A 25,880-nucleotide genomic window follows, 5' to 3' on the forward strand; every position below is an offset into this window, starting at 1 on the left:
CGCCGTCGTGGCGGGGGCCGGGGCGCGGGGAGCCTGGGCGCGGCAGGCGCCGTGTTCCGTTGTGCCCACCCGTTCCGCCCCGGCGGAACGACTGCCCACAACGGGGCGGGCCGCCGGCCCCACGGCGCGGCGGGCGGGGCGCCCCGGGGTGGGGCGGGGCGTGGTCGCGGCGGGGCCGATGCCCGCCGCGGGGCGGGTGCCTGCCCCGGTCGGGGCGCCACGCCTCGCAGTGCGCCGGGCGGGGCGCCCCGGGGTGGGGCGGGGCGTGGTCGCGGCGGGGTCGATGCCTGCCGGGGCCCGGCCGGTGTGCCTCGCGGTGGGCGGGGTGGGGTGGGCCGTGGGTTCCGCCGGGGCGGGGCGGGTGGGGGCCGGCGGGGGTGGGCGTGGGATCCGGGGTGGGGTCACTGCGTGCCCGCCAGGCGTTCGATGGCGGCCATCGGGACCGGCAGCCAGTCCGGCCGATGGCGCGCCTCGTACACGACCTCGTAGACCGCCTTGTCGGTCTCGTAGGCGCGCAGGAGCGCCGGATGGTCCCGCGGATCCGTACCGGAGGCCTCCGCGTAGCCGGCGCAGTAGGCGGCGCGGCAGCGGGCCGCCCAGGCGGCGTTCCAGGGGCGGTGGGTGCGGGCCGCGTAGTCGAAGGAGCGCAGCATGCCGGCGATGTCGCGGACCGGCGGCTGCGCGCTGCGCCGCTCGTCCAGCGACTTCGCCGGCTCGCCCTCGAAGTCGATCACCGCCCACGCGCCGTCGGAGCCCCGGAGGGTCTGGCCCAGGTGCAGGTCGCCGTGGATGCGCTGGAGGTGCCCCGCGCCGAGCGAGTCCCCGGCCGCCGCGAACACGGCCCGCAGGCCCGGCACGTGCGGCAGCAGCGCCGGGACGGCCTGGGCGGCGGCGTGCAGCCGCGCGTCCATGGCGGCGGCCACGTGCCGGGCACCCTCCGGCCGCAGCCGCTCGGTCGGCAGGGCGGTCGCGAGCGCGAGGTGCACCTCGGCGGTGGCCCGGCCGAGCGCCCGGGCCTCGGTGGTGAACTCCCGCCCGTCGGCGAGCGCGTCGAGCGCCAGCCGCCAGCCGTCCCGCGAGTCGCGGAGGTAGGGCTGGAGGACGCCGAGCGTCGCGGTGCCGCTCTCGAACCAGGCGACGGGCGCCGGGACCCGCTCGCAGCCCGCCCGGGAGAGGGCGAGGGGCAGCTCCAGGTCCGGGTTGGCGCCCGGGCTGACCCGCCGGAAGATCTTCAGGATGAACGAATCTCCGTAGACCAGCGACGAGTTGGACTGCTCGGCGTCCAGCATCCGGGGGGCCAGGGCGGGTGGCAGCGGCGCCGTGGCGTGGAAGCGCAGCGGGCCGGTCCGGCCGGGGCTGCGCAGCCGCTCGTAGAGCAGTCCGGCGAGCCGCGGATCGCGCAGGCCCTCGTAGACCGCGCGGCCGGCGAGCGGTCCCTGGCGGATGCGGCCGATCAGGGCCGGGGCGAGGCGTGGTGGCAGCTGGGTCCGTACGCCGAGGAGCAACTGGTAGCAGTCGGCGGGTGTCCCGGACGGCCGGCTGGGCTGTTCGACCCGTACGAGCAGGTGGAGGAGCCCGGGTCCGGCGCCGTCCAGCGGCAGCAGCTCGGTGGCCGCTTCCAGGGTGAATCCGGTGACCCGGCGGCCCTTGCCCGCGAACCAGCGCTGCCGGGGCAGCCAGGTGTGGAGCAGGGGCGTGAGCGACGGGAGGAGGGCGTCCGGGGCCCGGGTGGTGGATGCGGTCTCCGGCATGGCATCGCGTCCTTTCCCCGGGGTGCGCAATGGGAGTTCGTATGCGTTCAAATGCGCAGAGTGTCCCGGATGGCGGCTTCGGCTGTCCGGCTGTGCGGGACGTGTCGGACGGGGAAGATCCGTATGGGCCCGGCAAGAAGGCCCGTATGGACCTGAGCTGACCTGAAGTCACGTGAATCGTGTGAGAGACACAGTTCCCGGTGTGGGGCGGGGGAAACCGCCCCACACACTCAATTGACGGTACTTCAGGAACGCTTGAGGCGGAACCAGTAGAAACCGTGACCGGCCAGCGTGAGCAGATACGGCCACTGTCCGATCGCCGGGAACTGCACCCCGCCGATCAGCTCCACCGGCTTGACCCCGTCGAAGCGGCGCAGGTCCAGCTCGGTCGGTTGCGCGAACCGGGAGAAGTTGTTCACGCACAGCACCTGGTCGTCGCCGTCCTCCCGGAGAAAGGCGAGCACCGCCGGGTTCGACGACGGGAGTTCCGTGTACGAGCCCGTCCCGAAGGCGCGGTTCTGCTTGCGGATCTCGATCATCCGCTTCGTCCAGTGCAGCAGCGAGGACGGCGAGGCCATCCCCGCCTCCACGTTGGTCACCTGGTAGCCGTGGACCGGGTCCATGATGGCCGGCAGGTAGAGCCGCCCCGGATCGCAGGAGGAGAAGCCCGCGTTGCGGTCCGGGGTCCACTGCATCGGGGTGCGCACCCCGTCCCGGTCGCCGAGCCAGATGTTGTCGCCCATGCCGATCTCGTCGCCGTAGTAGAGCACCGGGGAGCCCGGCAGCGAGAAGAGCAGGGCGGTGAACAGCTCCATCTGGTTGCGGTCGTTGTCGAGGAGCGGGGCGAGCCGCCGCCGGATGCCGATGTTGGCCCGCATCCGCGGGTCCTTGGCGTACTCGGCGTACATGTAGTCGCGCTCTTCGTCCGTGACCATCTCGAGGGTGAGCTCGTCGTGGTTGCGCAGGAAGATGCCCCACTGGCAGCCGGAGGGGATCTCCGGGGTCTTGGCGAGGATCTCGGAGACCGGGTACCGGGACTCCCGGCGGACGGCCATGAAGATCCGCGGCATCACCGGGAAGTGGAAGGCCATGTGGCACTCGTCGCCGCCCGAGCGGAAGTCGCCGAAGTAGTCGACGACGTCCTCCGGCCACTGGTTGGCCTCGGCGAGCAGCACCCGGTCCGGGTAGTGCTCGTCGATCTCCCGGCGGACCTTCCTGAGGAAGGCGTGGGTGGCCGGCAGGTTCTCGCAGTTGGTGCCCTCCTCCTGGTAGAGGTACGGCACGGCGTCGAGGCGGAAGCCGTCGATGCCCAGGTCCAGCCAGAAGCGGAGGGAGGAGAGGATCTCCTCCTGCACCTTCGGGTTCTCGTAGTTGAGGTCGGGCTGGTGCGAGAAGAAGCGGTGCCAGAAGTACTGCTTGCGGACCGGGTCGAAGGTCCAGTTGGACGTCTCGGTGTCGACGAAGATGATCCGGGCGTCCGGGTACTGCTTGTCGTCGTCGGCCCAGACGTAGTAGTCGCCGTACGGCCCGTCCGGATCGCTGCGCGACTCCTGGAACCACGGATGGGCGTCGCTCGTGTGGTTCATGACGAAGTCGATGATCACGCGCATCCCGCGCGCGTGCGCCGCGTCCACGAACTCCACGAAGTCGGCGAGATCCCCGAACTCGGGCAGCACGGAGGTGTAGTCGGCGACGTCGTAGCCGCCGTCCCGCAGGGGGGACTTGAAGAACGGCGGCAGCCAGAGGCAGTCCACGCCCAGCCACTGGAGGTAGTCCAGGCGGGACGTGATGCCCTTCAGGTCGCCGATTCCGTCACCGTTGCTGTCCTGGAAGGAACGGACCAGGACCTCGTAGAAGACCGCCCGCTTGAACCACTCGGGATCGCGGTCCTTGGCGGGGGTGTCCTCGAAGGTGTCGGGGACGGGCTCGTTGACTGTCATTTTGTGGGTGACCCTCCGGTCTGCGGGGACGGTCGCAGGGCGAGCACGTGCGCGGGTGTGACACCCGGCTCGAGGCGCACGTAGTTCGACCTGCCCCAGTGATAGGTCTCGCCGGTGAGCTCGTCGCGCACCGGTACGGTCTCGTGCCAGCCGAGGCCGAGTTCCGGCATGTTCAACGAGACCGTGGCCTCCTGGGTGTGGTGGGGATCGAGGTTGGCGACCACCAGGACGGTGTTCGGCCCCGACCGCTTGCTGTACGCGATCACCGCGTCGTTGTCGGTCTGGTGGAAGGTCAGGTTCCGCAGCCGTCGCAGGGCCGGGTGACGGCGCCTGATCCGGTTCAGCGTGGTGATCAGCGGGGCGATCGAGGCGCCCGAGCGCTCGGCCGACTCCCAGTCCCGCGGGCGGAGTTGGTACTTCTCGGAGTCCAGGTACTCCTCGCTGCCGTCCCGCAGCGCGGTGCCCTCGCACAGCTCGTAGCCGGCGTACATGCCCCAGCTGGGGGACAGGGTGGCGGCGAGCACCGCGCGCACCTCGAAGGCCGGGCGGCCGCCGTTCTGCAGGTAGGCGTGGAGGATGTCCGGAGTGTTCACGAAGAGGTTGGGCCGCATGTGGGCTGCCGCGTCCCCGGACAGCTCGGTGAGGTACTCCGTGATCTCGTGCTTGGTGTTGCGCCAGGTGAAGTACGTGTAGGACTGCTGGAAGCCGACGGCGCCGAGGGTGTGCATCATCGCCGGGCGGGTGAACGCCTCCGCCAGGAAGATCACGTCCGGGTCGGCCCGGTTGACCTCCCCGATCACCCGCTCCCAGAACACCACCGGCTTGGTGTGCGGGTTGTCCACGCGGAAGATGCGCACCCCGTGGGCCATCCAGTGCCGCAGCACCCGGACGGTCTCCGCGACGATCTGGTCCATGGTGTCCGGGGCGTTGTCGAACGCGATCGGATAGATGTCCTGGTACTTCTTCGGCGGGTTCTCGGCGTAGGCGATCGAGCCGTCCGGGCGCCGGGCGAACCACTCCGGGTGCTTCTCCACCCACGGGTGGTCCGGCGAGCACTGCAGCGCGAAGTCCAGGGCGATCTCCAGGCGCAGCTCGCGGGCCCGCGCCACGAAGGCGTCGAAGTCCTCCAGGGTGCCCAGGTCCGGGTGGACCGCGTCGTGCCCGCCCTCCGGCGAGCCGATCGCCCACGGCACGCCCACGTCCTCCGGGCTCGCCGACAGCGAGTTGTTGGGGCCCTTGCGGTGGGTCACGCCGATGGGGTGGATCGGCGGCAGGTACACGACGTCGAAGCCCATGGCGGCGATGGCCGGAAGCCGCTCCGCCGCCGTCCGGAAGGTGCCGGGCCGGGTCCGGCCGCGGACCTTCCGGACGCCCTCGGAGCGCGGGAAGAACTCGTACCAGGAGCCGAACAGCGCCCGCTCCCGTTCCACCCGCAGCGGCAGCTTGGGCGAGGCGCTCACCAGCTCGCGCAGCGGATGGGCCGCCAGGACGTCCAGGACCCGGGGCGCGAGTGCCGCCGCGAGCCGGACCGCGGCCGGCCGGGACTCGTCGCGCAGCGCGTCCGCGACGGCGAGCACGGCCTCCCGGCCGCCGCCCTTCTTCGGCACGCCCTTCGCGGCCCGCTCGTGCAGCTCCGCGCCCTCGGCCAGGACGAGTTCGGAGTCGATGCCGGCCGGAATCTTGATCTTCGCGACGTGCCGCCAGGTGGCGAGCGGGTCGCTCCAGGCCTCGACCGTGTACGTCCACAGGCCCTCGGCGTCGGGGGTGACCTCGGCGCCCCAGCGATCGGTGCCGGGCGCCAGCTCCCGCATCGGGATCCAGGGGCCGGGCCGGCCGGACGGGCCGCGCAGGACGACATTGGCGGCGACGGCGTCGTGCCCCTCCCGGAAGACGGTGGCCGTGACCTCGAAGGTCTCGCCCACCACCGCCTTGGCGGGGCGGCGGCCACAGTCGACCAGGGGGCGGACGTCCAGTACGGGGATACGTCCCATGAGCGGATTCACGGCATCACCTGAGGGTCAGCGAGGGTGCGGGTGGTGTGCGCTCTTTCTAGCTCCGTCGACGGCCGGTGGGTCGGGGGCATGGCCGCTCCGGTACACGTTCACTCGGATGGCGGGGCTGCATCGGGTACGGAGGGGTACGAGAAGGAGCCTTCCCCCCGTTTTCGGGTGGGCAATCCGGCGCTTTGTTAACTACTAGGGCGTAGCCGCACAGGCAAGAACATCTCCCGGACAAGAAATCGGCCCCGTCCTTGTGGGACGGGGCCGGTTCCCCCCGGGCCGGTCCGTGGCTCCGGACCCAGGAGGCCTTCGTGCGGGAGGTGTTCAGGCGGGCTGCTCCTCCGTGTCGCTCGACCACACCTGCCAGGGCTGACGGGTCACCCACTCCTCCACCGGCGCCGGCGTCAGCCCGAGGGCGTCCGCCGACACCCCGTCGTCGCCCGCCATCAGCAGCGGGTCGTCGCCGGTCGCCATGTAGTGGTAGATCCCGGCCACCCCGGCCGCGGTCTCCGGACCGAGCAGCCGGGCCACCGCCCGCTCGAACAGCTCCGGCCGCAGCGGCACATAGCGCACGGCGCGCCCCAGGCCCCGCCCGAACGCCGCCGCCAGATCGGCGCCGGTCAGCGAGAGCGCGCCGCCGATGTCGAAGGTGCGCCCCTCCAGGCCGTCCCGGGTCAGCGCCGCGTACGCGGCCTCCGCGAGGTCCCGGTGCGAGATCCACGCGGTGGGCGCGGCCGCCGCCAGCGGATAGGCCAGCACGCCCTCGTTGACGAGGCCGGGACCGTTCCACGGCGAGAACAGGTTGTCCAGGTAGACCGGCGGCCGGACGACCACCAGCGGCAGCCCGCTCTCCCGGAGCACCTCCTCGGCGATCCGCCGGGTCTCGAAGGCCGGGACGGACGTCGGGCCCTGCGGCAGCCGCGTGTTGGTGTTGAACACGAGCCGCCGGACGCCGGCCTCGCGCGCCGCCCGGGCGATGTTCTCCGCGTAGGCGGCCACCCGCCCCGGCTCGTACACCAGCGGCATCGTCACGAACGCGTGGGTGATTCCCTCGAACAGGCGTCGCACGTCCATCGGCGCCGCCAGCTCGCCCGGCACGAACTCGGCCCCCGGCAGCGGCGGGCGGTCGCCCTCCGGGCGGCGGGTCAGAGTGCGTACCCGGTGGTGCCGCTCCACGAGCAGCCGGGCCACGGCACCCCCCTGGAACCCGGTCGCCCCCACGACCGCCACCCGCATCGGATTCTGACTGGACATGTGTCGATGAGGCCCTTCGATAGGCTGTGACCGCCGCCTTCCGGCTGTCGTTCCAGGCTGGTGGCGACGGCTTCATCCGTTCAATTAACAAACAGGGGCGGAAGTTGAAGGATCGTCCATGGACATCGTGGGTACCCAGGGCACTGACCGTCGTACGGAGCCGGGCGCGGGAGGCCGGCCGGAGGACGAGCACGAGGACCTCCTGAGCGAGCTCCTCAAACCGCTCCGCCTCACCGGCGTCTTCGACAGCCGATGGCACGTCAGCGCCCCCTGGGCCATCGAGGGGGACGCCGAGGAGGGCTGCGCCGTCCTCCACTACATCGTCGAGGGCGGCTGCTGGATCACCGGCGACGACCAGACACCGATCGAACTGCGCGCCGGGGACCTCATCGTCTTCCCCACCGGCACGGCGCACCGGCTCTCCGACCGCCCCGAGCGGCAGGGCCTGCCGCTCAAGGCCGTGCTGCCGGAACGCCGGCCCGGCACCTCCGGCGAGATACGCATCGACGGAACCGGGGCCGAGAGCCGCCTGCTGTGCGCCGGGCTGCACTACGACGCCAGCGCCGCCAGCGGCCTCTACCGCTCGCTGCCCTGGGCCCTCGTCCTCGACGGCGCCCAGGTCGACCGCGAACCCCTGCTCCGCGACACCCTGCGGCTGCTGGCCTCCACCGACCGGCCCATCGGCCCCGGCGACCGGCTCATCACCCTGCGCGCCTTCGAGATGGCCCTCGTCCTCGCGCTCCGCCCGCTCCTGTGCGAACTCGCCGACAACCCGGCCGCCCTGCCGGTGCTGCGTCACCCCGGCATCAGCCGCGCCCTGGTGATGATCGCGACCCGGTTCACCGAACAGTGGACCATCGACTCCCTGGCCCGCGAGGTCGGCATGTCCCGCTCCGCCTTCACCGCCGCCTTCCGGGAACTCGTCGGCGAGTCCCCGGCCCGCCACCTCACCGCCCGCCGCATGCAGGAGGCCGCCCGCCTCCTCACCGAGACCGGCCTCCCCCAGTCCTCGGTCCCGCCCCGCGTCGGCTACCAGAGCGCGGTCGGCTTCCACCTCGCCTTCCGCAAGTGGTTCGGGATGACGCCGGGGGAGTACCGGACGGGGGTCGCCAGCGCCGCCTGACGGGGTCCGGGCGTACCGCGCGTGGTCCGGCCCGCCGGGCCGTGCGTCCCCTGCGGGGCCCGGGAGGCGGAAGCGGGCCGCCCGGCGGGCCGTGCGTCCCTGCGGGGCCCGGAAGGCGGAAGCGGGCCGCCCGGCGGGGTGCCGGTGGAGGGTCCGCGGGCCCGGCGGCGGCGTGCGGACGAGGACCGCCGGGCTGGCCGGTTCTTAAGGAGGTCTGGACGGTCGTTCATTGTGCCGGGGGGCGGGCCCGTGGAGGCTCGGAGCGGCACGGCCGCGGCGTCCCCCCACGCACGACGGGTGCGGGAGCCCGCGGCACCCCCGAGGAGAGGCGATACACCGGTGACGAGGTCCGGGCAGGAGTATCTGGAGGCCTTGCGCGACGGGCGGGAGATCTGGCTCGACGGCGAGCGCGTGAAGGACGTCACCGCCCACCCCGCCTTCCGGTCCGCGGCGGCCTCCTTCGCCCGGCTCCTCGACCTCGCCGCCGATCCGGCGCTCCGTCCCGTCCTGCGGAAGGACGGTGCGCACCGGGCGTACGCCGTGCCCCGCTCGTACGAGGACCTGGTCGCCCGGCGGCGGGCGTACAAGGTGGGGGCGGAGGCGAGTTACGGATTCCTCGGCCGGACCCCCGACCACATGGCCTCCGGTGCGGCCGGCTTCGCCGCCCGGCCCGGGGTGTTCACCGGCGGCGGCTTCGACGGCGCGGAGCACGCGCTCGCCCTGCACCGCCGCCTCGCCGAGGGCGATCTGCACTGCGCCTTCACGCTGACGAACACCCCCGAAGGAGCCGTCCGCGTGGTCGCCGAGCGGGACGGCGGGATCGTCGTGCGCGGAGCCAAGACCGTCGGCACCGGCGCCGTCTTCGCCGACGAGATCCTCGTCGGCACCATCGAACCCCTCGCCCCCGACGCCGTCGAGCAGGCCCTCACCTTCTCCGTGCCGGTCGACACGCCCGGACTGACGCTGATCTCCCGCGCCTCCTACGAGCAGCGCGCCCGCTCCGTGTTCGACCAGCCGCTGTCGGCCCGCTTCGACGAGAACGACGCGCTCCTCGTCTGCCGGGACGTGTTCGTGCCCTGGGAGCGGGTGCTCACCTACCGGGACCCGGCCACCACCGCCGCCGTCTGGTGGGAGACCCCCGCCTACCTCAACTTCACGCACCAGTCGGCCACCCGCTTCTGGACCAAGCTGGAGTTCCTCACCGGGCTCGCCGTGCTGATCGCCCGTTCGAACGGCACCGACCGGGTGCCCGCCGTCACGCAGACCATCGGGCGGCTGCTCGGCATGGTCGCCCAGGCCAAGGCCTTCGTACTGGCCGCCGAGGCGTCCTGGGAGGAGGTCGACGGCGGCCGGGGCGGGGTGCGGACCGGGCAGGAGATCTCCTTCGCCCAGCGGATCATGGCCGGCGAACTGTATCCGCGGGCCGTCCGGGACGTCCGGCTGCTGGCCGGCGGCGCCCTCGGCCAGCAGCCCGCGAGCGGCGGCGACCTGCTCCACCCCGAACTCGGGCCGCTGTTACGGGAGTACGCCGGCACCCCGGCCGACCCCGCCGAGGAGCGGATCAAGCTCCTGAAGCTGGCCTGGGACGCGCTCGGATCCGAGTTCGCCGCCCGCCACGAGCAGTACGAGCGCCTCTCCCAGGGCGCCCCGCACGTCTACTTCACCATGCAGACCTGGGCCGGCGCCGCCGAGGACTGCGAGGCCCTCGTCCGGGCCTGTCTCGACGGCTACGACCTCGGGACCGTCCGGTGAACGGCGCCGGCCCCTCCCGCGCCGCCCCGGCTGGGCGCCCCGCCCGCCACGACGCCGCCCCGGGAATGACCCCGGCCACCGCCGTCATCACCTCCACAGGTGCCACAGACGTCTTAGGCGTCACAGGTGCCACAGGTGCCACAGGTGCCACCGGCCCCACCGGCCCCGCCGTCGCCGGCCCCGCCGGAACCACCGGCCCCACCGGCCCCCCTGGCCCCGTCGGCCCCACCGGAACCCCCACCCCCGCCGCCCCTCCCCGCGGCTCCCGAGCGGTGCTCCCCGGGCCCGGCGCGCTCGCCGGCGCCGGCGAGCCGCTCCCCGTACGGCCGCGCCCGCCCGTCCCCGCCACGGCGCCCCCGTGCCGGGAACGGGCGGGCGCACCGCGCTGACCGCCGCCCCGGACGGTCCGCCGATCCCGACACCCACCTACCTCTCCCGAGGGGGCTCCCGTGACGCTCTACGACCTCGTCGTGCCCGGACTCGACGAACGCACCGACCCGCGCTACCGCATGGCCGACATACGCGCGGCCGACCCGCTCGGTGCGGACGGCGTGCTCGCCGCCCTGCCGTCGATGAACGCGGACGCCGACACCGCCGCGCTCACGGTGGCGCTGCGCGCGCTCGTCCCGGACGCCGACCGCGCCGCCGAGTGGAACGTGGTCGCCGCCCTCGCGGCGATGCGTGACCTCGGCATCCTGCTCGGCTCGCTGAAACGTCACGGCATCCAGCCCGTCGCCGCCGTGCCCGAGGTCCTGCCGATCCTCGAACTCCTCGGCCGGCGGACCGACATGGTGCCCCGCGACACCGTCCACCACTACACCGCCTGGAACCCGCCGGGGCCCCGCCGGCGCACCTACACCGGCCACCCCATGGAGTCACACCTCCAGGAGGCCGTCCGGATGGCCTTCCCCGGGCTCGTCGCCGCCCTCGACACCTGCGCCCGCATCGCCCGGCTCGAACCGTACGACCCCGGCTACGCCCTCGCCCTCGACCGCACCGCCCACCACGTCCAGACGGTCGTCGACGCCATCGACCTCACCGTCGCGCAGGTCACCCCCGAGTACTTCGCCCGCACCCTGCGCCCCTACTTCGAGGAGATCGACGTCGACGGGCGCAGCTACCTCGGCCCCGCCGCCGCCCAGGTCCCGCTCTGGCTGGTCGACCTGACGCTGTGGCAGTGCGACCGCTCGGACCCCGCCTACGACGCCTTCCTGGCCGACTCGCTCCCGTACGCCCTGCCGTCCTGGCGCGCCTTCCACGCACGCCACCACGGCGGCGTCTCCGCCGTGAGCAAGGTGTCCGCCGCCATCAGCTGGGAGAGCGCCGACCGGCTCCCCCCGGAGCTCGCCGCCTCGGCCCGCTCCCTCAGCCGTGTCCTGCACATCCTCAAGTCCTTCCGGGCCCGGCACATCACCCTCGCCCGCAAGGCCTACCGCGAGGAGCTGCGCCGGTACGAGGAGGGCAGCGGCGGCGCCCCGGTCGCCCTGCTCCGCACGATCCTCGACCTCACCCGCGACAACGAGACCCTGGTCCGCCGCGCCGTCCGCTGAGTCCCCGACGTCCCCACGGAGAACCCCATGGCCCCCCACACCCCCCACGTCGTGATCGCCGGCGGCGGCATCGCCGGACTCACGGCCGCACTCGCCCTCCATGCCGTCGGCTTCCACCGGATCACCGTCGTCGAGGCCGCCCGCCGGTCCCGTCCCCTCGGTGCCGGGCTCAACCTCATGCCCGGCGCCGTCCGCGAACTCGACGCGCTCGGTCTGCTCCCGGCACTGGAGTCCGGGGCGGCCCTGCGCACCCGCGAACTGCGCTACTACCACCGTTCCGGCGGGCTGATATCCCGCGAACCGCGCGGCCTGGGCGCCGGCTACCGCTGGCCCCAGCTGTCCGTGCACCGGGCCCACCTCCAGCAGGTCCTGGGCGACGCCGTACGGGACCGGCTCGGCGACGCCGCCGTCCTCACCGGGGTCCGGGTGACCGGGGTGGAGGCCCGGGGCGCCGGCCGGCCGCTGCTCCGGCTCGAGCACCGCGACGTCGCCGGCCGGGCCGGGCGGGCCTCCCTCGAACCGGACGTGCTCGTCGGCGCCGACGGCATCCGCTCGGCCGTCCGCGCGTCCCTCAACCCCGGGGAGGGGCGCCCGCCGTGGAACGGCATGCTGGTGTGGCGCGGCGTCTCCCGGATGCCGCGGGCGGCGGCCGCCCGCTTCATGCTGATCGCCGGCGACGACCGCCAGAAGGCCGTCGTCTACCCGATGAGCCGGCCCACCGATGGTCATGTCCTGGTCAATTGGGCACTCGCCCGGCCCGCCGACGGCGTCCCCGAGGGCCACGTCCTCGGCGACTGGAACCGGCCCGTCGGCGTGGACTCCTTCCTGCGCCACTACGAGGGCTGGGAGTTCGACGGGCTCCGGATCACCGACGTGCTGCGGGCCGCCGGGACCGCCCACGAGTACCCGATGGTCGACCGCGAGCCGCTCGACCGGTGGAGCCACGGCCGCACCACCCTCATCGGCGACGCCGCCCACGCCATGTACCCCGTCGGCTCCAACGGGGCCAGCCAGTCCGTCATCGACGCCCGCGCCCTCGCCCACGCCCTGGCCACGCACCGCGAACCGGCCGAGGCCCTGCGCGCCTACGAGGCCGCGCGGCGGCCGGTCACCACCGCCCTGCAGCGGGCCAACCGGCGGCAGGGGCCCGAGGTCGTCATCGATCTCGCGCACCGGCGCGCCCCGCACGGCTTCCACGACATCCGCCAGGTCATCCCGGCCCAGGAGCTCGCCGCGATCGCCGGACGGTACGCCGCCACCGGCGCGTTCGACCCGGCCACGGTCAACCTGGGCTCCCCCTACGGGCCTCCGTACGTCCCCGCGTGCGCCGTGGCCGGGAGCGCCCCGGGCGCCTAGGCTCCCGGGCGGAACCGCGGAAGCACAGCGTGGTGCTTCCGCTCCGCTCCGTCACGGCCTGCGAAGGTGGAACACGTGAAGGCAATCCGTCGATTCACCGTGCGTCCCGTCCTCCCCGACACCCTTCGACCCCTCGCCGACCTGGCGCGCAACCTGCGCTGGTCCTGGCACGAACCCACCGTCGCGCTCTTCGAGTCCGTGGACCCCGAGGGTCTGCGCGCCGCCGACGGCGATCCCGCCCGCGCGCTCGGCGCCATCGATGCCCGACGGCTGGCCGAGCTCGCCGCCGACCAGGACTTCCTGGCCCGGCTGCGGGCGGCCGCCGAGGAGCTCGACCACTATCTGACCGAGCCCCGCTGGTACCAGCGGCAGTCCGGCGAACCACCCGCCTCGATCGCCTACTTCTCTCCCGAGTTCGGCGTCACCGCCGCCCTGCCCCAGTACTCCGGCGGTCTCGGCATCCTCGCCGGCGACCACCTCAAGGCCGCCAGCGACCTCGGCGTCCCGCTGATCGGCGTCGGCCTGCTCTACCGCCACGGCTACTTCCGGCAGTCGCTCTCCCGCGACGGCTGGCAGCAGGAGCACTATCCCGTCCTCGACCCCGGCGAGCTGCCGGTCTCCCTCCTCCGGGAGTCCGACGGCGGGCCCGCCCGGGTCACCCTGGCGCTGCCCGGCGGTCGCAGCCTGCACGCGCACATCTGGATCGCCCGGGTCGGCCGGGTCCCGCTGCTCATGCTCGACTCGGACGTCGAGGAGAACGCGCCCGGCGAGCGCGAGGTGACCGACCGGCTCTACGGCGGCGGCAGCGAGCACCGGTTGCTCCAGGAGATGCTGCTCGGCATCGGCGGCGTCCGCGCCGTGCGGACCTACTGCCGGCTGACCGGCACCCCCGCGCCCGAGGTCTTCCACACCAACGAGGGCCACGCCGGCTTCCTCGGCCTCGAACGCATCCGTGAACTGGGCCGGGACGGACTTGACTTCGACGCCGCCCTGGAGGCCGTACGGGCCGGCACGGTCTTCACCACCCACACCCCCGTGCCGGCCGGCATCGACCGCTTCGACCGGGCCCTGGTCGCCCGGCACCTCGGCGACGACGGCGCGCTGCCCGGCGTCGACACCACCCGGATCCTCGCCCTCGGCGACGAGACGCCGCTCGGCGGCGAGCCCGGGGTGTTCAACATGGCCGCGATGGGACTGCGGCTCGCGCAGCGGGCCAACGGCGTCTCCACGCTCCACGGAGCCGTCAGCCGCGCCATGTTCGCGGGGCTCTGGCCCGGCTTCGATCCGGAGGAGATCCCGCTCGGCTCCGTCACCAACGGCGTCCACGCCCCCACCTGGACGGCCCCCGAGGTCGCCCGGCTCTCTCCCGACGCCTCCGACCGGGAGCTGTGGGAGCTGCGCCGTACCCTGCGCGAACGCCTGGTGACGGACGTGCGGGCGCGGCTGCGGGCCTCCTGGCGGCAGCGCGGCGCCGCGGCCGCCGAGCTCGGCTGGACCGACTCCGTCCTGGACCCGGACGTGCTCACCATCGGCTTCGCCCGCCGTGTCCCCTCGTACAAGCGGCTCACCCTGATGCTGCGCGACAAGGACCGGCTGCGGGCGCTCCTGCTGCACCCGGAACGGCCGGTGCAGCTGGTCGTGGCGGGCAAGGCGCACCCGGCCGACGACGGCGGGAAGCGGCTCGTGCAGGAGCTGGTGCGGTTCGCCGACGACCCGCGGGTGCGACACCGCATCGTCTTCCTGCCGGACTACGGGATGGGCATGGCGCGCGGTCTCTACCCGGGCTGCGACGTGTGGCTGAACAACCCGCTGCGGCCGCTGGAGGCCTGCGGGACCAGCGGGATGAAGGCCGCCCTCAACGGCTGCCTCAACCTGTCGGTCCTGGACGGCTGGTGGGACGAGTGGTTCGAGCCCGACTTCGGCTGGGCCATCCCCACCGCCGACGGGGCCGCCGCCCGTGACGAGGAGCGCCGCGACGACCTGGAGGCCGCCGCGCTCTACGAGCTGATCGAGCGCCGGGTCGCGGCCCGCTTCTACGACCGCGGGCCCGACGGGGTGCCGGCCGGCTGGACGGCGATGGTGCGGCGCACCCTGACCGATCTCGGGCCCCGGGTGCTCGCCGACCGCATGGTCCGTGAGTACGTGGAGCGGCTCTACGCCCCGGCGGCCGCCGCGCACCGCGCGCTGGGTCCGGTCGAGGCCCGTGAACTCGCCGCCTGGAAGGCCAAGGTCCGCGGGGCGTGGCCCAAGGTGTCGGTCGACCACGTGGAGGTCGGCGACGGTCTGGAGGGCGACGCCGACGCCGAGCTGGGCGCGACCCCGGCGGTCCGGGTCCGGGTGGCGCTCGGGGAGCTCGGCCCGGAGGACGTCGAGGTGCAGGCCGTGACGGGCCGGGTGGACGCCGACGACCGGTTGCTCGACCCGCGGACGAGCGTGCTCAAGCCGGCCGGGCGGCCGGACCTGGAGGGCGGGCTGCCGTACGCGGGCGCCCTGTCGCTGGACCGGACGGGCCCCTTCGGCTGCACGGTCCGGGTGCTGCCCACGCATCCGCTGCTCGCCCACCCGGCCGAACTGGGCCTGGTGGCGCTGCCGGTGGAGACGACGGGGGAGGGCGGCGTGCTGCTGCGCTGACCGGGCCGGGGCGGGCGGCGGCCGTCGTGCTCCTTGCGGCTCCGGCGGCCGCCGCCCCTCGGCCGTGCCCGGCCCTGCTCGGTTTGGCCCTGCTCGGTCCTCCCGCCCGGCCGGCCGCGCCTCGCCGTCCGCGAGGAGCACCCTGATCACCCGGCCGCCCTTGCGCGGACGCGCGGACGCCCGGAGGGAAGGTTCCCTCCGGGCGTCCGTCAGATCACTTCCGGCGTGGCCTGCCCCTTACGGGAAGGTCAGCTTGAAGCTGTTGATGTAGCCGGTGTCGATGGACGCCTTGTCCTGGACACGGAGCTTCCAGACGCCGTTGGCGACCTCGGAGGAGGCGTTGACGGTGTAGGTCTGGTTGATGTTGTCGGCGCTGCCGCCGGCGCGGTTGTGCAGGTTGTAGACCGAGCCGTCGGGGGCGATGAGGTCGACGACGAGGTCACCGATGTAGGTGTGGACGATGTTCACACCGACGGAGAGGTTGCTCGGGGCGTTGCCGGTGACACCGGAGACGGTCACCGAGGAGGTCACCGCGGCGCCGTTGTCCGGGATGGAGACGTCGGCGGTGTTCTCGAAGACCTTGCCACCGGGGTTGCCGCCGGGACGGGTGCCCACGTTGATGGCGGCCCAGGCGTTCTCGACGGCCGTGACCTCGGCGCTGCCCGCACCGTAGAGCTCGGTGGCCGCCGCGACGGTGCCCGTGCGGGCGCCGGCGTAGTTGGTGTTCGAGCTGAACTTGGTGGTGAGCGCCTTGAACCAGATCAGCGAGGCCTTGTCCCGGCCGATGCCGGTGACGGGCAGACCGTCGGAGGTCGGCGAGTCGTAGTTCACGCCGTTGACGGTCTTGGCGCCGCTGCCCTCGGAGAGCAGGTAGTAGAAGTGGTTCGCCGGGCCCGAGGAGTAGTGGACGTCGACCGAGCCGATGCCGGAGTACCACGCGTCCTTGGACGCGCCGTCCTTCGACGGCTTGTCCATGTAGCGCAGCGGGGTGCCGTTGCCGTTGATGTCGATCTTCTCGCCGACGAGGTAGTCGCCCTTGTCGCTGGCGTTGTTGGCGTAGAACTCGACGGCGGCCGCGAAGATGTCCGAGGTGGCCTCGTTGAGGCCGCCGGACTCGCCGCTGTAGACCAGGCCGGCGGTGTTGGAGGTGACGCCGTGCGTCATCTCGTGCGCGGCCACGTCGATGGACGTCAGCGGCTTGGTGTTGCCGGAGCCGTCACCGTAGGTCATGCAGAAGCAGGAGTCGGACCAGAAGGCGTTGACGTACGCGTTGCCGTAGTGGACCCGGGAGTACGCGCCGACGCCGTCACCGCGGATGCCGGAGCGGCCGTGCACGTTCTTGTAGTAGTCCCAGGTGAGCGCGGCGCCGTAGTGCGCGTCGGCACCCGCGGTCTCCTTGTTGGACGGCAGGCCGTTGCCCCAGGTGTCGGTGCTGTTGGTGAACAGCGTGCCGGTGCCCGAGGAGCCGCCGTTGAGGTTGTACGTCTTGTGGTTGCCGCGGCCCGTGTCCGTCAGGGTGTACGACGGGGCGGTGCCGAGGGTGACCTGGCCGCTGTACTGCGTGTTGCCGACGCCGGTCTCGATGGCCTGCCACTCGAAGAGCTTGGCGCCCGACTTCGCGTCCGTGATGACGTGCAGCTCGTTCGGGGTGCCGTCGTGCTGGAGGCCGCCGACGACGGTCTCGTACGCGAGGACGGGGGTGCCGTTGGCCGCCCACACGACCTTGCGCGGGGCGCGGTCGGCCTTGGTCTTCTTGGCGCCCTCGGCGTTCGCGCGGCCGAGCGCCTGCTTCTCGGCGGCGGCCGGCGCGACGGTCGCGGAGGCGGTGTCCACCTTCGTGATGTCGGCGCGGGTGGCCTTCGAGACGGAGGTCGTGGCGCCGGCCTTCGTCTCGGCGACGATCAGGTCGCCACCGAGGACGGGCAGGCCCGCGAGGGTGCGCTCGTAGCGGGTGTGGGTCGTGCCGTCGCGGTCCTGCACGACGTCACGGACGACCAGCTTCTCCTGGGCGCCGAGACCGAGCTGCTTGGCCGTGGCGGCGGTGTCCGCCTGGGCCGCGCGGATCAGCGCGGCACGCTGGGCCGGGGAGAGGTCGGCCGGCAGCTTGCCGGGGTTGGCCTTGGACGCGGCCTGCGCCTGGGGGGCGGCGCCGAACTGGTCGGCGGCGGCGCTACCGGTCTGGACGCCGACGGCGATCATGGCGGCGGCAGCGATCAGAGCGCCGGTCGCGGTGGCACGGCGGCTGGGCGTGGATCTCACGCAGACTCCTTTTGCGAGGGGGGTACCGGGGGGCTGGGTGAGACCTCCCGGGCAGAGCAAACAGAGCTGTGGAGCACGTACAGGTGAAGCGGTGAACGTTGGTGCGAAGAGCCGTGGAGAGATTGGCAGTTGAGAGCGCTGCCTGTCAGGAGCGCGTCAATAAGTTGGCCGGAAATCGTTCGTTGCCCGTACGTCGCTGTTCGTTAAGCGGACGTTTCACCAATCGGAACGGAGCCGCTGCCGCACCCCGCCGCCGGTGTCACCGCATGGGATCGTCCGGATGGCGTCGCGCCGTGCCCCACAAGGGCGGTCCGCCCCTGGCCTTCCACTCCTTGAGACGACGGGTGCTCGCCGGGCGGGATCACCCGCGGCCGGGGGAAGGCTTTGCCCCCGCACCGAAGGGGCCTCCCGGAGGGGCGGGCCGCCGCGAGGAGAGGGCCTTCGCCCCCTCCTCGATCTCGACCGGATCACGGCGCTCCCCGCGGGGGCTCCTGGAGATACGGGCCGCCGGCGCCGATCCGGCCGGTGCCGCCGAGCACGTACACCAGCGGACCGCCCCCGCCGGGCGCGGCGACGCCGAGGCAGCCGTCGGGGACGGTCCTGCGGTCCCCGACGGCGTCGGCGTCGGCGCCGTCGGGGATGCCGGGGTACGGGGCGCCCCCACTGACCGTGACCAGCGCGAAGCCGTCGATGCGGACGTGGGAGGGGGAGGGGGAGGGGCGGCGGGCGGCCCCGGCGGCTCAGCCGACCAGACTGTCCCGCCAGGCCCGGTGCAGACCGGCGTACCGGCCCTCACCGCCGACCAGTTCGGCGGGCGAGCCGTCCTCCACCACCCGGCCCGACTCCATCACCAGCACCCGGTCCGCCACCTCGACCGTGGACAGCCGGTGCGCGATCACCACCGCCGTACGGCCCGCGAGCACGGTGTCCATCGCCCGCTGCACCGCCCGCTCGCCCGGCACGTCCAGTGAGCTCGTCGCCTCGTCCAGGATCAGCACCGCCGGATCGGCGAGCAGCGCGCGGGCGAAGGCGACCAGCTGGCGCTGACCGGCCGAGATGCGGCCGCCGCGCTTGCGGACGTCGGTGTCGTAGCCGTCCGGCAGGCCCACGATGAAGTCGTGCGCGCCGATCGCCTTCGCCGCCTGCTCGATCTCCGCACGGCTCGCCTCCGGCCGCCCGATCGCGATGTTCTCCGCGACCGTCCCGGAGAACAGGAACGCCTCCTGCGTCACCATCACCACTCCGCGGCGCAGTTCCGGCGTGGTGAGGTCGCGCAGATCGACCCCGTCCAGCAGGACCCGGCCCTCGGTGGGGTCGTAGAACCGGGCCAGCAGCTTCGCGAGCGTCGACTTGCCCGCACCCGTCGCCCCGACGACGGCGACCGTCTGCCCGGCCGGGACCGTCAGGTCGAGGCGCGGCAGCACCTCGCCGCCCGTCCGGTAGGCGAACCGGACCCCCTCGAACACCACCGAGCGCCCCGGCGCACCGGTCCGCGCGGGCAGCTCCCGCGGCGCCACGGCCTCGGGGACGCCCGGCTCCTGGGCCAGCAGCCCCGCGATCTTGGCGAGCGAGGCGGCCGCCGACTCGTAGGAGTTGAGGAACATGCCCAGCCGGTCGATCGGGTCGTACAGACGCCGCACGTACAGCACCGCCGCGGCCAGCACCCCGAGCTCCAGGCTGCCGTCCGCGACCCGCCACGCGCCCCACAGGCACATTCCGGCCACCGCGGTGTTGGCGACCAGCCGCGAGCCGACCACGTAGCGGGCCATCTCCAGGAGCGCGTCCCCGTTGCTGCGCGCGTGGCGCTCGTTGAGCACGGCGAACTCGGCGTCGTTGACCGCCTCCCGGCGGAAGGCCCGCACCGGCCGGATGCCGTTCATCGTCTCCGCGAACTTCACGATCACCCCGGCGATCGCCGTGGAGCGGGCCGCGAAGACCACGGCCGAGCGGCGCCGGTAGAGCCGTACGAGCAGGTACAGCGGCCCGAAGGAGGCCACCGCGACCGCCCCGACGCCCAGGTCGAGCCAGAGCAGCATCGCCGAGATCGACACGAAGGAGAGCACGACGACGACCAGCTCCTGGAGGCCCTCGTTGAGCAGCTCCCGCAGCGACTCCACGTCGGTGGTGGACCGGGAGATCAGCCGGCCGGAGGTGTAGCGCTCGTGGAAGTCGACGCTGAGGACCTGCGCGTGCCGGAAGATCCGCCCGCGCAGGTCGAGGAGCACCGCCTGGTTGACCCGGGCCGCGACCCGGATGAAGGCGTACTGCAGCAGAGCGCCGCCCGCCGCGCACGCCAGATACCCGAGCGCCACCGCGACGAGCGGCCCGTGGTCCCCGCCCCGGAAGGCCGGCACCCCCCGGTCGAGCGCGTACGCCACGAGCAGCGGCCCCGCCTGCAGCGCAGCCTGCTGGACGAGCAGCAGTACCGCGGCCACCACCACCCGCGCCCGGTGCGCGGCGAGCAGCGAGCGCAGCAGACGGCCGGTGGCTCCCGGCGGAGCGGGCAGGTCGTCCTGGTCGAAGGGGTCGGCGCCGGGCGCCGGTCCGGCCGGAGCGGTGGGCTCCGGCTCGTCCGCCGTCCGGCCGGCCGGACGGGTCTGCGTCCCCGCGTCGCTCATCGCTCCTCTTTCCTCTCACCGGACATCAGCCAGGCGTACTCCGCGCTGCTGCCCAGCAGTTCGTGGTGGGTGCCCACGGCCGTCACCCGGCCGCCGGACAGCAGGGCGACGCGGTCGGCGAGCAGCACCGTCGACGGGCGGTGCGCCACCACCAGCGCCGTCGTGTCGCGCAGCACCTCACGGAGGGCCGCCTCGACCCGGGCCTCGGTGTGCACGTCGAGCGCCGACAGCGGGTCGTCCAGGACCAGGAAGCGCGGGTTGCCGACGACCGCGCGGGCCAGGGCGAGCCGCTGCCGCTGCCCGCCCGACAGGCTCAGGCCCTGCTCGCCGACCTCGGTCGCGGCGCCGTCCGGGAGCCGGTCGACGAAGCCGTCGGCCTGGGCGACGGCGAGCGCGCGCCGCAGCTCCGGCCCGGCCGCGTCCGGCCCGGCCCCCATCAGCACGTTCTCGCCGACGCTCGCCGAGAACAGGGTCGGCTCCTCGAACGCCACCGACACCAGGGTCCGCAGCCGCTCCCGCGACATGAGCGTGATGTCCTCGCCGTCGAGCAGGATCCGCCCCCCGGTCGCCTCGTGCAGCCGCGGGACGAGCGCGGTGAGCGTGGTCTTGCCGGAGCCGGTCCCGCCGACCAGCGCCATGGTCTCGCCGGGCCGGATGTGCAGGTCGACGCCGTCGAGCACGGGCGGCGCGTCCGCGGGCGCGTCCGGGTAGCGGAAGGTGACGTTCTCGAACCGGACCCCGTCCCCGACCGGGTCCGCCCGGGGCCCGTCCGCGGTGTCCGCCGCCGTCTCCTCGTCCGCGTCCATGACCTCGAAGTACCGCTGCGTGGCCGTCGCCGCCTCCTGGCTCATCGCCAGCAGGAAGCCGATCGACTCCACCGGCCAGCGCAGCGCGAGCGCCGTCGACAGGAACGCCACCAGCGTGCCCGCCGACAGGTCCCCGTCCGCGACCTGCACCGTGCCCATCACCAGCGCGGCGCCCACGGCCACCTCCGGCAGCAGCGTGATGAGCGCCCAGATCCCGGCCAGCAGCCGGGCCTTGCCCAGCTCCGTGCTGCGCAGCCGCTCCGCCAGCGTCCGGAACGCCTCCGCCTGGCTGCGGTGCCGGCCGAAGCCCTTGACGATCCGGATGCCGAGCACGCTCTCCTCGACGACCGTCGTCAGATCACCCACCTGGTCCTGCGCCCGCCGCGCCACGACCGCGTACCGCCGTTCGAAGAGCGAGCAGAGCACCACCATCGGCGCCACCGGCGTCAGCAGCACCAGGCCCAGCGTCCAGTCCTGGGCGAGCAGCACCAGGTAACCGGCCAGGATCGTCACCCCGTTGACCAGCAGGAAGGTCAGCGGGAAGGCCAGGAACATCCGGACCATCATCAGGTCCGTGGTGCCGCGGGACAGGAGCTGGCCGGACGCCCACCGGTCGTGGAAGGCGATCGGCAGCCGCTGCAGCCGCCGGTACAGGGCGCCGCGCATGGCCGCCTCGACCCCGGCCAGCGGCCGCGCCACCAGCCAGCGCCGGAAGCCGAAGAGCAGCGCCTCCGCGATGCCCAGCAGCAGCAGGTACAGCGCGCCGAGCCACACCCCGGTGGTGTCGCCGTCCGTCACCGGCCCGTCGACCAGCCACTTCAGGACGAGCGGGATGACCAGCGACAGACAGGACGCGGCGGTCGCGACGACGGCCGCGGCGAAGAGGCGTGCGCGCACGGGCCGGACGTACGGCCACAGGCGCAGCAGCGTGCGCACGGCCGAGCGGGCGTGCGGATCCTTGGGGGGCGTGTGTTCTGAAGGCATCAGGTCCGAGCCTAGGGTTCACCCCTGACATCGCTCATGTGGTTTTCCGGCCGGCGCGCCGACGCGCCGCCCTCCGGCCCGCTCCCTCACCGGGCCGTTCGCGCAGGCCCGCGCCGCCGCGCCACCGCCGGCCGCGCACGGGGCGTCCCGGGCCGCGGCACCCGGGCCGGGCCGCATAGGATCACCCACCATCGGACCTGGGGCGGGAATGAGGAACACCACAGTGGGGACCACGCACGACCGTACGGCCTGGGGCCGGCCCGCCGCGGCGGCCCTGGTACCGCTGCTGCTCACGGCGCTGGCGGCCTGCCAGTCCGGCGGCAGCGCCACCGGCGCAGCCGCGTCGCCGACCGCGACGCCCGTCTTCGACGTGCGGCTCGACGACCAGCTCCAGGCGGCCACCAAGGCCACCACGGCGGCCGGCAACGCGGCCTTCACCTCGACGCTCCGCTACGGTTCCGCCCACGGCACCGCCGTCGACCGCGCGAGCGGCACGCAGGACTACACCGGGGACGCCGCCCGCGCCGAGCGCGAGCTGAGCGTGCCGCGCGGCTTCCCCGCGGAGGCGGCCGACGACCTGGGCGCCCGGCCCGGTCGGGCGTCCGTGCCCGAGACGTACGTGATCAAGGGCAACCGGGTCGACTACAGGACCCGGCAGGGCGGTTGGCTGCGCTACTCCTCGAAGGCGTCCATGGACGTCGTCGACCTCTACGAGGGCATCCTCGACCGGGCCGGGGAGACCGCGCCGTACGGGGGGACCCTCGCCGAGGTGGTGCGGAGCGCCGACGCGACGAAGCCGCCGGTCAAGGACGCCGACGGCAGGCGTACGTACGAACTGACGGTGCCGCCCCAGACGGCGGCACCCGCTCTGCCGTACTCCGTCCGGAGCCCGCTGACGTATGACCGGGGCGCCGAGCGCGTCGCGCTGACCGTGGTGCTCGACGCCCAGGGCCGGCTGCAGCGCGCGAGCGCGGACTACACCCCCGTCCTGAAGCGCATGCACGCGGAGGGCGTCCTCAAGGGTGTGACCTCCCTCAAGGCGGAGTACACCCTCAGCGGCCTCGGCACCACCGTGATGCCCGGCCCGGAGGCCGGCCAGGGGACGAGGACCGAGGACGCCGAGAAGGCCCTCACCCCGCTGACCGAGGTCGGGCCGGGTGCCTGCGGGTCCACCGACACCGGCCTCGGCGGCAGCCTCGGCCTGGTCCGGGTCGTCCCCTGCGGGAGGACCGCGGACGTCCGGGTCTTCGGACAGGTGACCGTGAAGGAGACCGTCCAGGGCGCCCCGGACGGCGTCGCCGAGCGCGAGGCGGGCGAGCGCTGCGGCACGAAGTTCCACTCGGTGCCGGACGCCTGGGTCGCCGACGCCCGTCCGGACGGCACGTACTTCACGTACGGCGCGGGCAGCTCCAGCTCCTCGTACACCGGCCCGGACACCGACGTCGAGGGCACCTACACCTGCTACGTGCAGGTCTCCTAGGCCACTTCCGGGGAGCGGCGCCCGGCGGGCGCCGCGACGGCCCCCCGGTCGCGCCCGTCAGGACCCCACGCGCAGCAGCACCACCGAGCGCCCCGCCACCGTGATCGTCCCGCCGCCCCGGTGCACCGTGCCCGGGGCGGCGGACTGCTCCTCCAGGGAGGTGTCCAGGAGGAGTTCGTACGACTCCGCCCAGGGCGGTCCCGGGAGCCGGTAGTCCACCGGGCGGTCGCCGGCGTGCAGGACGGCGAGGAAGCTGTCGTCGGTGACCTGCTCCCCGCGGGCGTCACGGCCCGGGATGTCGCGGCCCGACAGATAGAGGCCGAGCGTGGCGGCGGGGGCGTACCAGTCGCCTTCCGTCATCTCGGCGCCCTCGGCGGTGAACCAGGCCAGGTCGCGCAGCCCGTCGGCCTGGGCCCGGCCGGAGAAGAAGGCGCGGCGGCGCAGCACGGGGTGCCGGTGGCGCAGCTCCAGGAGGCGGCGGGTGAGGGCGAGGAGCTGGGCGCGGCCGGGGTCCTCCGGGAGCGTCCAGTCCAGCCAGCCGATCGCGTTGTCCTGGCAGTAGGCGTTGTTGTTGCCGCCCTGGGTGCGGCCCATCTCGTCGCCGGCGACGAGCATGGGCACGCCGGTCGACAGCAGCAGCGTGGTCATCAGGTTGCGCAGCTGGCGGCGGCGCAGCGCGTTGACGGCCGGGTCGTCGGTCTCGCCCTCGGCGCCGCAGTTCCAGGAGCGGTTGTCGTGGGTGCCGTCCCGGTTGCCCTCGCCGTTCGCCTCGTTGTGCTTGCGCTCGTAGGTGACGAGGTCGCGCAGCGTGAAACCGTCGTGGGCGGTGACGAAGTTGACGGAGGCGTACGGCCGCCGGCCGCCCCACGCGTACAGGTCGCTGGAGCCGGACAGCCGGTAGCCGAGGTCCCGCACGTCGGGCAGGGCGCCGCGCCAGAAGTCCCGTACGGCGTCGCGGTAGCGGTCGTTCCACTCGGTCCACAGGGGCGGGAAGGAGCCCACCTGGTAGCCGCCGTTGCCGACGTCCCACGGCTCGGCGATGAGCTTGACCCGGCGCAGCACCGGGTCCTGCGCGATGACGGCGAGGAACGGGGAGAGCATGTCGACGTCGTGGAAGGAGCGGGCGAGGGCCGCCGCCAGGTCGAAGCGGAAGCCGTCCACGCCCATCTCGGTCACCCAGTAGCGCAGCGAGTCGGTGATGAGCCGGAGCACCTGGGGCTGCACCACGTGCAGGGTGTTGCCGCAGCCGGTGTAGTCGGCGTAGCGGCGGGCGTCGGACTGCAGCCGGTAGTAGCCGCGGTTGTCGATGCCCTTCAGGGACAGGGTGGGGCCGAGCTCGCCCGCCTCCGCCGTGTGGTTGTAGACCACGTCGAGGATGACCTCGATGCCGGCCGCGTGCAGCGCCCGCACCATCCGCTTGAACTCGCCGACCTGCTGTCCGGCGGTGCCGGACGACGAGTACCCGGCGTGCGGGGCGAAGTAGCCGATCGAGTTGTAGCCCCAGTAGTTGCCGAGGCCGCGCCGCAGCAGGTGGTCCTCGTGCGCGAACTGGTGCACCGGCAGCAGTTCGACCGCGGTCACGCCGAGCCCCGTGAGGTGCTCGATCGCGGCCGGGTGCGCGAGGCCCGCGTAGGTGCCGCGCAGGTGCTCCGGAATGCCCGGGTGGAGCCGGGTGAAGCCCTTCACGTGCAGCTCGTAGATGACCGAGTCGGGCCACGGCGTCTTGGGACGGCGGTCGTCGGACCAGTCGTCGTCGTCGTGGACGACCACCCCCTTGGGCACGTGGGGGGCGGAGTCCCGCTCGTCGCGCACGGTGTCGGCGACGTGCTGCTGCGGCCAGTCCCGCACGTGCCCGTACACCTCGGGCGGCAGCGTGAAGTCCCCGTCGACGGCCCGCGCGTACGGGTCGAGGAGCAGCTTCGCCGGATTCCAGCGGGCCCCGGTCCACGGATCCCACCGGCCGTGCACCCGGTAGCCGTAGCGCTGTCCGGGACCGACGCCGGGCACGAAGCCGTGCCAGATCTCGTGCGTGAGCTCGGTCAGTTCCAGGCGCGTCTCGGTGCCGTCGGCGTCGAACAGGCACAGTTCCACCGCCTCCGCGCCGCCCGCCCAGAGCGCGAAGTTGGTGCCCGCGACCCCGTCGGGCCCGACCCGGCACCGGGCGCCGAGCGGCGTGGGCGCCCCCGGCCACACCACCCGGCCCGGCCGCCCCTCCGGGGCGCGGGCATGCTGACGTACCGCCTCCTGCTCGGCTGCGCTCGACACCGTCCCGGCCTCCCGCGGCTCTCCCAACGTGAGGAGGGCCGCGGCGTCCCGGCCGCGGCACCCCGCACATGGTCCTCCCACCTGTTCTGCCCGCACGGGCGTGCTCCCAAC

At 73.7% G+C, this 25,880-nt stretch carries 14 protein-coding genes and 1 pseudogene; 6 read left to right on the top strand and 9 right to left on the bottom strand.

What is annotated here, in order from left to right; genetic code table 11:
* Positions 1 to 401: 401 nt before the first annotated feature.
* From ACGF1Z_RS24515 to ACGF1Z_RS24530, 4 genes are all read right to left on the bottom strand, one after another.
* Positions 402 to 1,751 carry a maltokinase gene (locus ACGF1Z_RS24515; RefSeq protein ID WP_393007378.1) on the bottom strand — a complete coding sequence of 450 codons (1,350 nt, stop codon included), beginning with the start codon at positions 1,749 to 1,751 and terminating at the stop codon, positions 402 to 404.
* Between the two features lie 245 nt (positions 1,752 to 1,996).
* Entirely contained in the window at positions 1,997 to 3,691 is a 1,695-nt protein-coding gene (gene treS, locus ACGF1Z_RS24520) for a maltose alpha-D-glucosyltransferase (protein WP_393007380.1), read from the bottom strand.
* The gene (locus ACGF1Z_RS24525; RefSeq protein WP_393007382.1) at positions 3,688 to 5,682 is read right to left on the bottom strand and encodes an alpha-1,4-glucan--maltose-1-phosphate maltosyltransferase; all 1,995 of its coding nucleotides are present in this window, start codon (positions 5,680 to 5,682) and stop codon (positions 3,688 to 3,690) included. Before ACGF1Z_RS24525 ends, treS begins: the two co-directional genes overlap by 4 nt.
* Before the next feature lie 333 nt (positions 5,683 to 6,015).
* Entirely contained in the window at positions 6,016 to 6,945 is a 930-nt protein-coding gene (locus tag ACGF1Z_RS24530; protein WP_393007384.1) for an SDR family oxidoreductase, read from the bottom strand.
* A 118-nt stretch (positions 6,946 to 7,063) separates the two neighbouring features.
* On the opposite strand from ACGF1Z_RS24530, the gene ACGF1Z_RS24535 reads away from it, so the two are divergent.
* From ACGF1Z_RS24535 to glgP, 5 genes are all read left to right on the top strand, one after another.
* On the top strand, positions 7,064 to 8,068 hold the full coding sequence (locus ACGF1Z_RS24535) for an AraC family transcriptional regulator (protein ID WP_393007386.1): 1,005 nt from the start codon (positions 7,064 to 7,066) through the stop codon (positions 8,066 to 8,068).
* Between the two features lie 339 nt (positions 8,069 to 8,407).
* The gene (locus ACGF1Z_RS24540) at positions 8,408 to 9,820 is read left to right on the top strand and encodes a 4-hydroxyphenylacetate 3-hydroxylase family protein (RefSeq protein WP_393007388.1); all 1,413 of its coding nucleotides are present in this window, start codon (positions 8,408 to 8,410) and stop codon (positions 9,818 to 9,820) included.
* A gap of 449 nt (positions 9,821 to 10,269) precedes the next feature.
* Positions 10,270 to 11,370, top strand: a complete 1,101-nt coding sequence (locus tag ACGF1Z_RS24545) for a monodechloroaminopyrrolnitrin synthase PrnB family protein (protein WP_393007390.1) — start codon at positions 10,270 to 10,272, stop codon at positions 11,368 to 11,370.
* A gap of 27 nt (positions 11,371 to 11,397) precedes the next feature.
* Entirely contained in the window at positions 11,398 to 12,726 is a 1,329-nt protein-coding gene (locus tag ACGF1Z_RS24550) for an FAD-dependent monooxygenase (protein WP_393007392.1), read from the top strand.
* A 75-nt stretch (positions 12,727 to 12,801) separates the two neighbouring features.
* Positions 12,802 to 15,357, top strand: a complete 2,556-nt coding sequence (glgP, locus tag ACGF1Z_RS24555; RefSeq protein ID WP_393007394.1) for an alpha-glucan family phosphorylase — start codon at positions 12,802 to 12,804, stop codon at positions 15,355 to 15,357.
* 237 nt (positions 15,358 to 15,594) lie between these two features.
* Here glgP and ACGF1Z_RS24560 read toward each other — a convergent pair whose 3' ends face one another.
* The 4 genes and pseudogenes from ACGF1Z_RS24560 to ACGF1Z_RS24575 form a co-directional block, all read right to left on the bottom strand.
* A complete protein-coding gene (locus tag ACGF1Z_RS24560; RefSeq protein ID WP_393007396.1) occupies positions 15,595 to 17,616 on the bottom strand; it encodes a M4 family metallopeptidase in 2,022 nt (673 codons plus the stop codon).
* A gap of 467 nt (positions 17,617 to 18,083) precedes the next feature.
* Positions 18,084 to 18,305: pseudogene (locus ACGF1Z_RS24565) on the bottom strand (hypothetical protein); the annotation flags it as partial.
* Positions 18,306 to 18,356: 51 nt separating this feature from the next.
* The gene (locus ACGF1Z_RS24570) at positions 18,357 to 20,234 is read right to left on the bottom strand and encodes an ABC transporter ATP-binding protein (protein ID WP_393007398.1); all 1,878 of its coding nucleotides are present in this window, start codon (positions 20,232 to 20,234) and stop codon (positions 18,357 to 18,359) included.
* Positions 20,231 to 22,024 (bottom strand): ABC transporter ATP-binding protein, encoded by a 1,794-nt coding sequence (locus tag ACGF1Z_RS24575; protein ID WP_393007400.1) that lies wholly within the window; start codon positions 22,022 to 22,024, stop codon positions 20,231 to 20,233. The genes ACGF1Z_RS24570 and ACGF1Z_RS24575 overlap by 4 nt, the downstream gene beginning before the upstream one ends.
* Positions 22,025 to 22,247: 223 nt before the next feature.
* Between ACGF1Z_RS24575 and ACGF1Z_RS24580 the strand changes: the two genes are divergently transcribed.
* A complete protein-coding gene (locus ACGF1Z_RS24580; protein WP_393007402.1) occupies positions 22,248 to 23,504 on the top strand; it encodes a hypothetical protein in 1,257 nt (418 codons plus the stop codon).
* Positions 23,505 to 23,561: 57 nt separating this feature from the next.
* Here the strand turns inward: ACGF1Z_RS24580 and glgX are convergent, their stop codons facing one another.
* Positions 23,562 to 25,769: a glycogen debranching protein GlgX gene (glgX, locus tag ACGF1Z_RS24585; protein ID WP_393007404.1), complete on the bottom strand. Its 2,208-nt coding sequence runs from the start codon at positions 25,767 to 25,769 to the stop codon at positions 23,562 to 23,564.
* Positions 25,770 to 25,880: the final 111 nt, after the last annotated feature.

It is taken from the genome of Streptomyces sp. NPDC048018 (genome assembly GCF_043202995.1).
In the GTDB taxonomy this organism is placed as follows: domain Bacteria; phylum Actinomycetota; class Actinomycetes; order Streptomycetales; family Streptomycetaceae; genus Streptomyces.

Coding starts and splice junctions, on each gene's coding strand:
- ACGF1Z_RS24535 (WP_393007386.1), top strand. CDS start 7,064: ATGGACATCGTGGGTACCCAGGGCACTGACCGTCGTACGGAGCCGGGC.
- ACGF1Z_RS24570 (WP_393007398.1), bottom strand. CDS start 20,234: ATGAGCGACGCGGGGACGCAGACCCGTCCGGCCGGCCGGACGGCGGAC.
- ACGF1Z_RS24515 (WP_393007378.1), bottom strand. CDS start 1,751: ATGCCGGAGACCGCATCCACCACCCGGGCCCCGGACGCCCTCCTCCCG.
- ACGF1Z_RS24575 (WP_393007400.1), bottom strand. CDS start 22,024: ATGCCTTCAGAACACACGCCCCCCAAGGATCCGCACGCCCGCTCGGCC.
- ACGF1Z_RS24525 (WP_393007382.1), bottom strand. CDS start 5,682: ATGGGACGTATCCCCGTACTGGACGTCCGCCCCCTGGTCGACTGTGGC.
- ACGF1Z_RS24550 (WP_393007392.1), top strand. CDS start 11,398: ATGGCCCCCCACACCCCCCACGTCGTGATCGCCGGCGGCGGCATCGCC.
- ACGF1Z_RS24530 (WP_393007384.1), bottom strand. CDS start 6,945: ATGTCCAGTCAGAATCCGATGCGGGTGGCGGTCGTGGGGGCGACCGGG.
- treS (WP_393007380.1), bottom strand. CDS start 3,691: ATGACAGTCAACGAGCCCGTCCCCGACACCTTCGAGGACACCCCCGCC.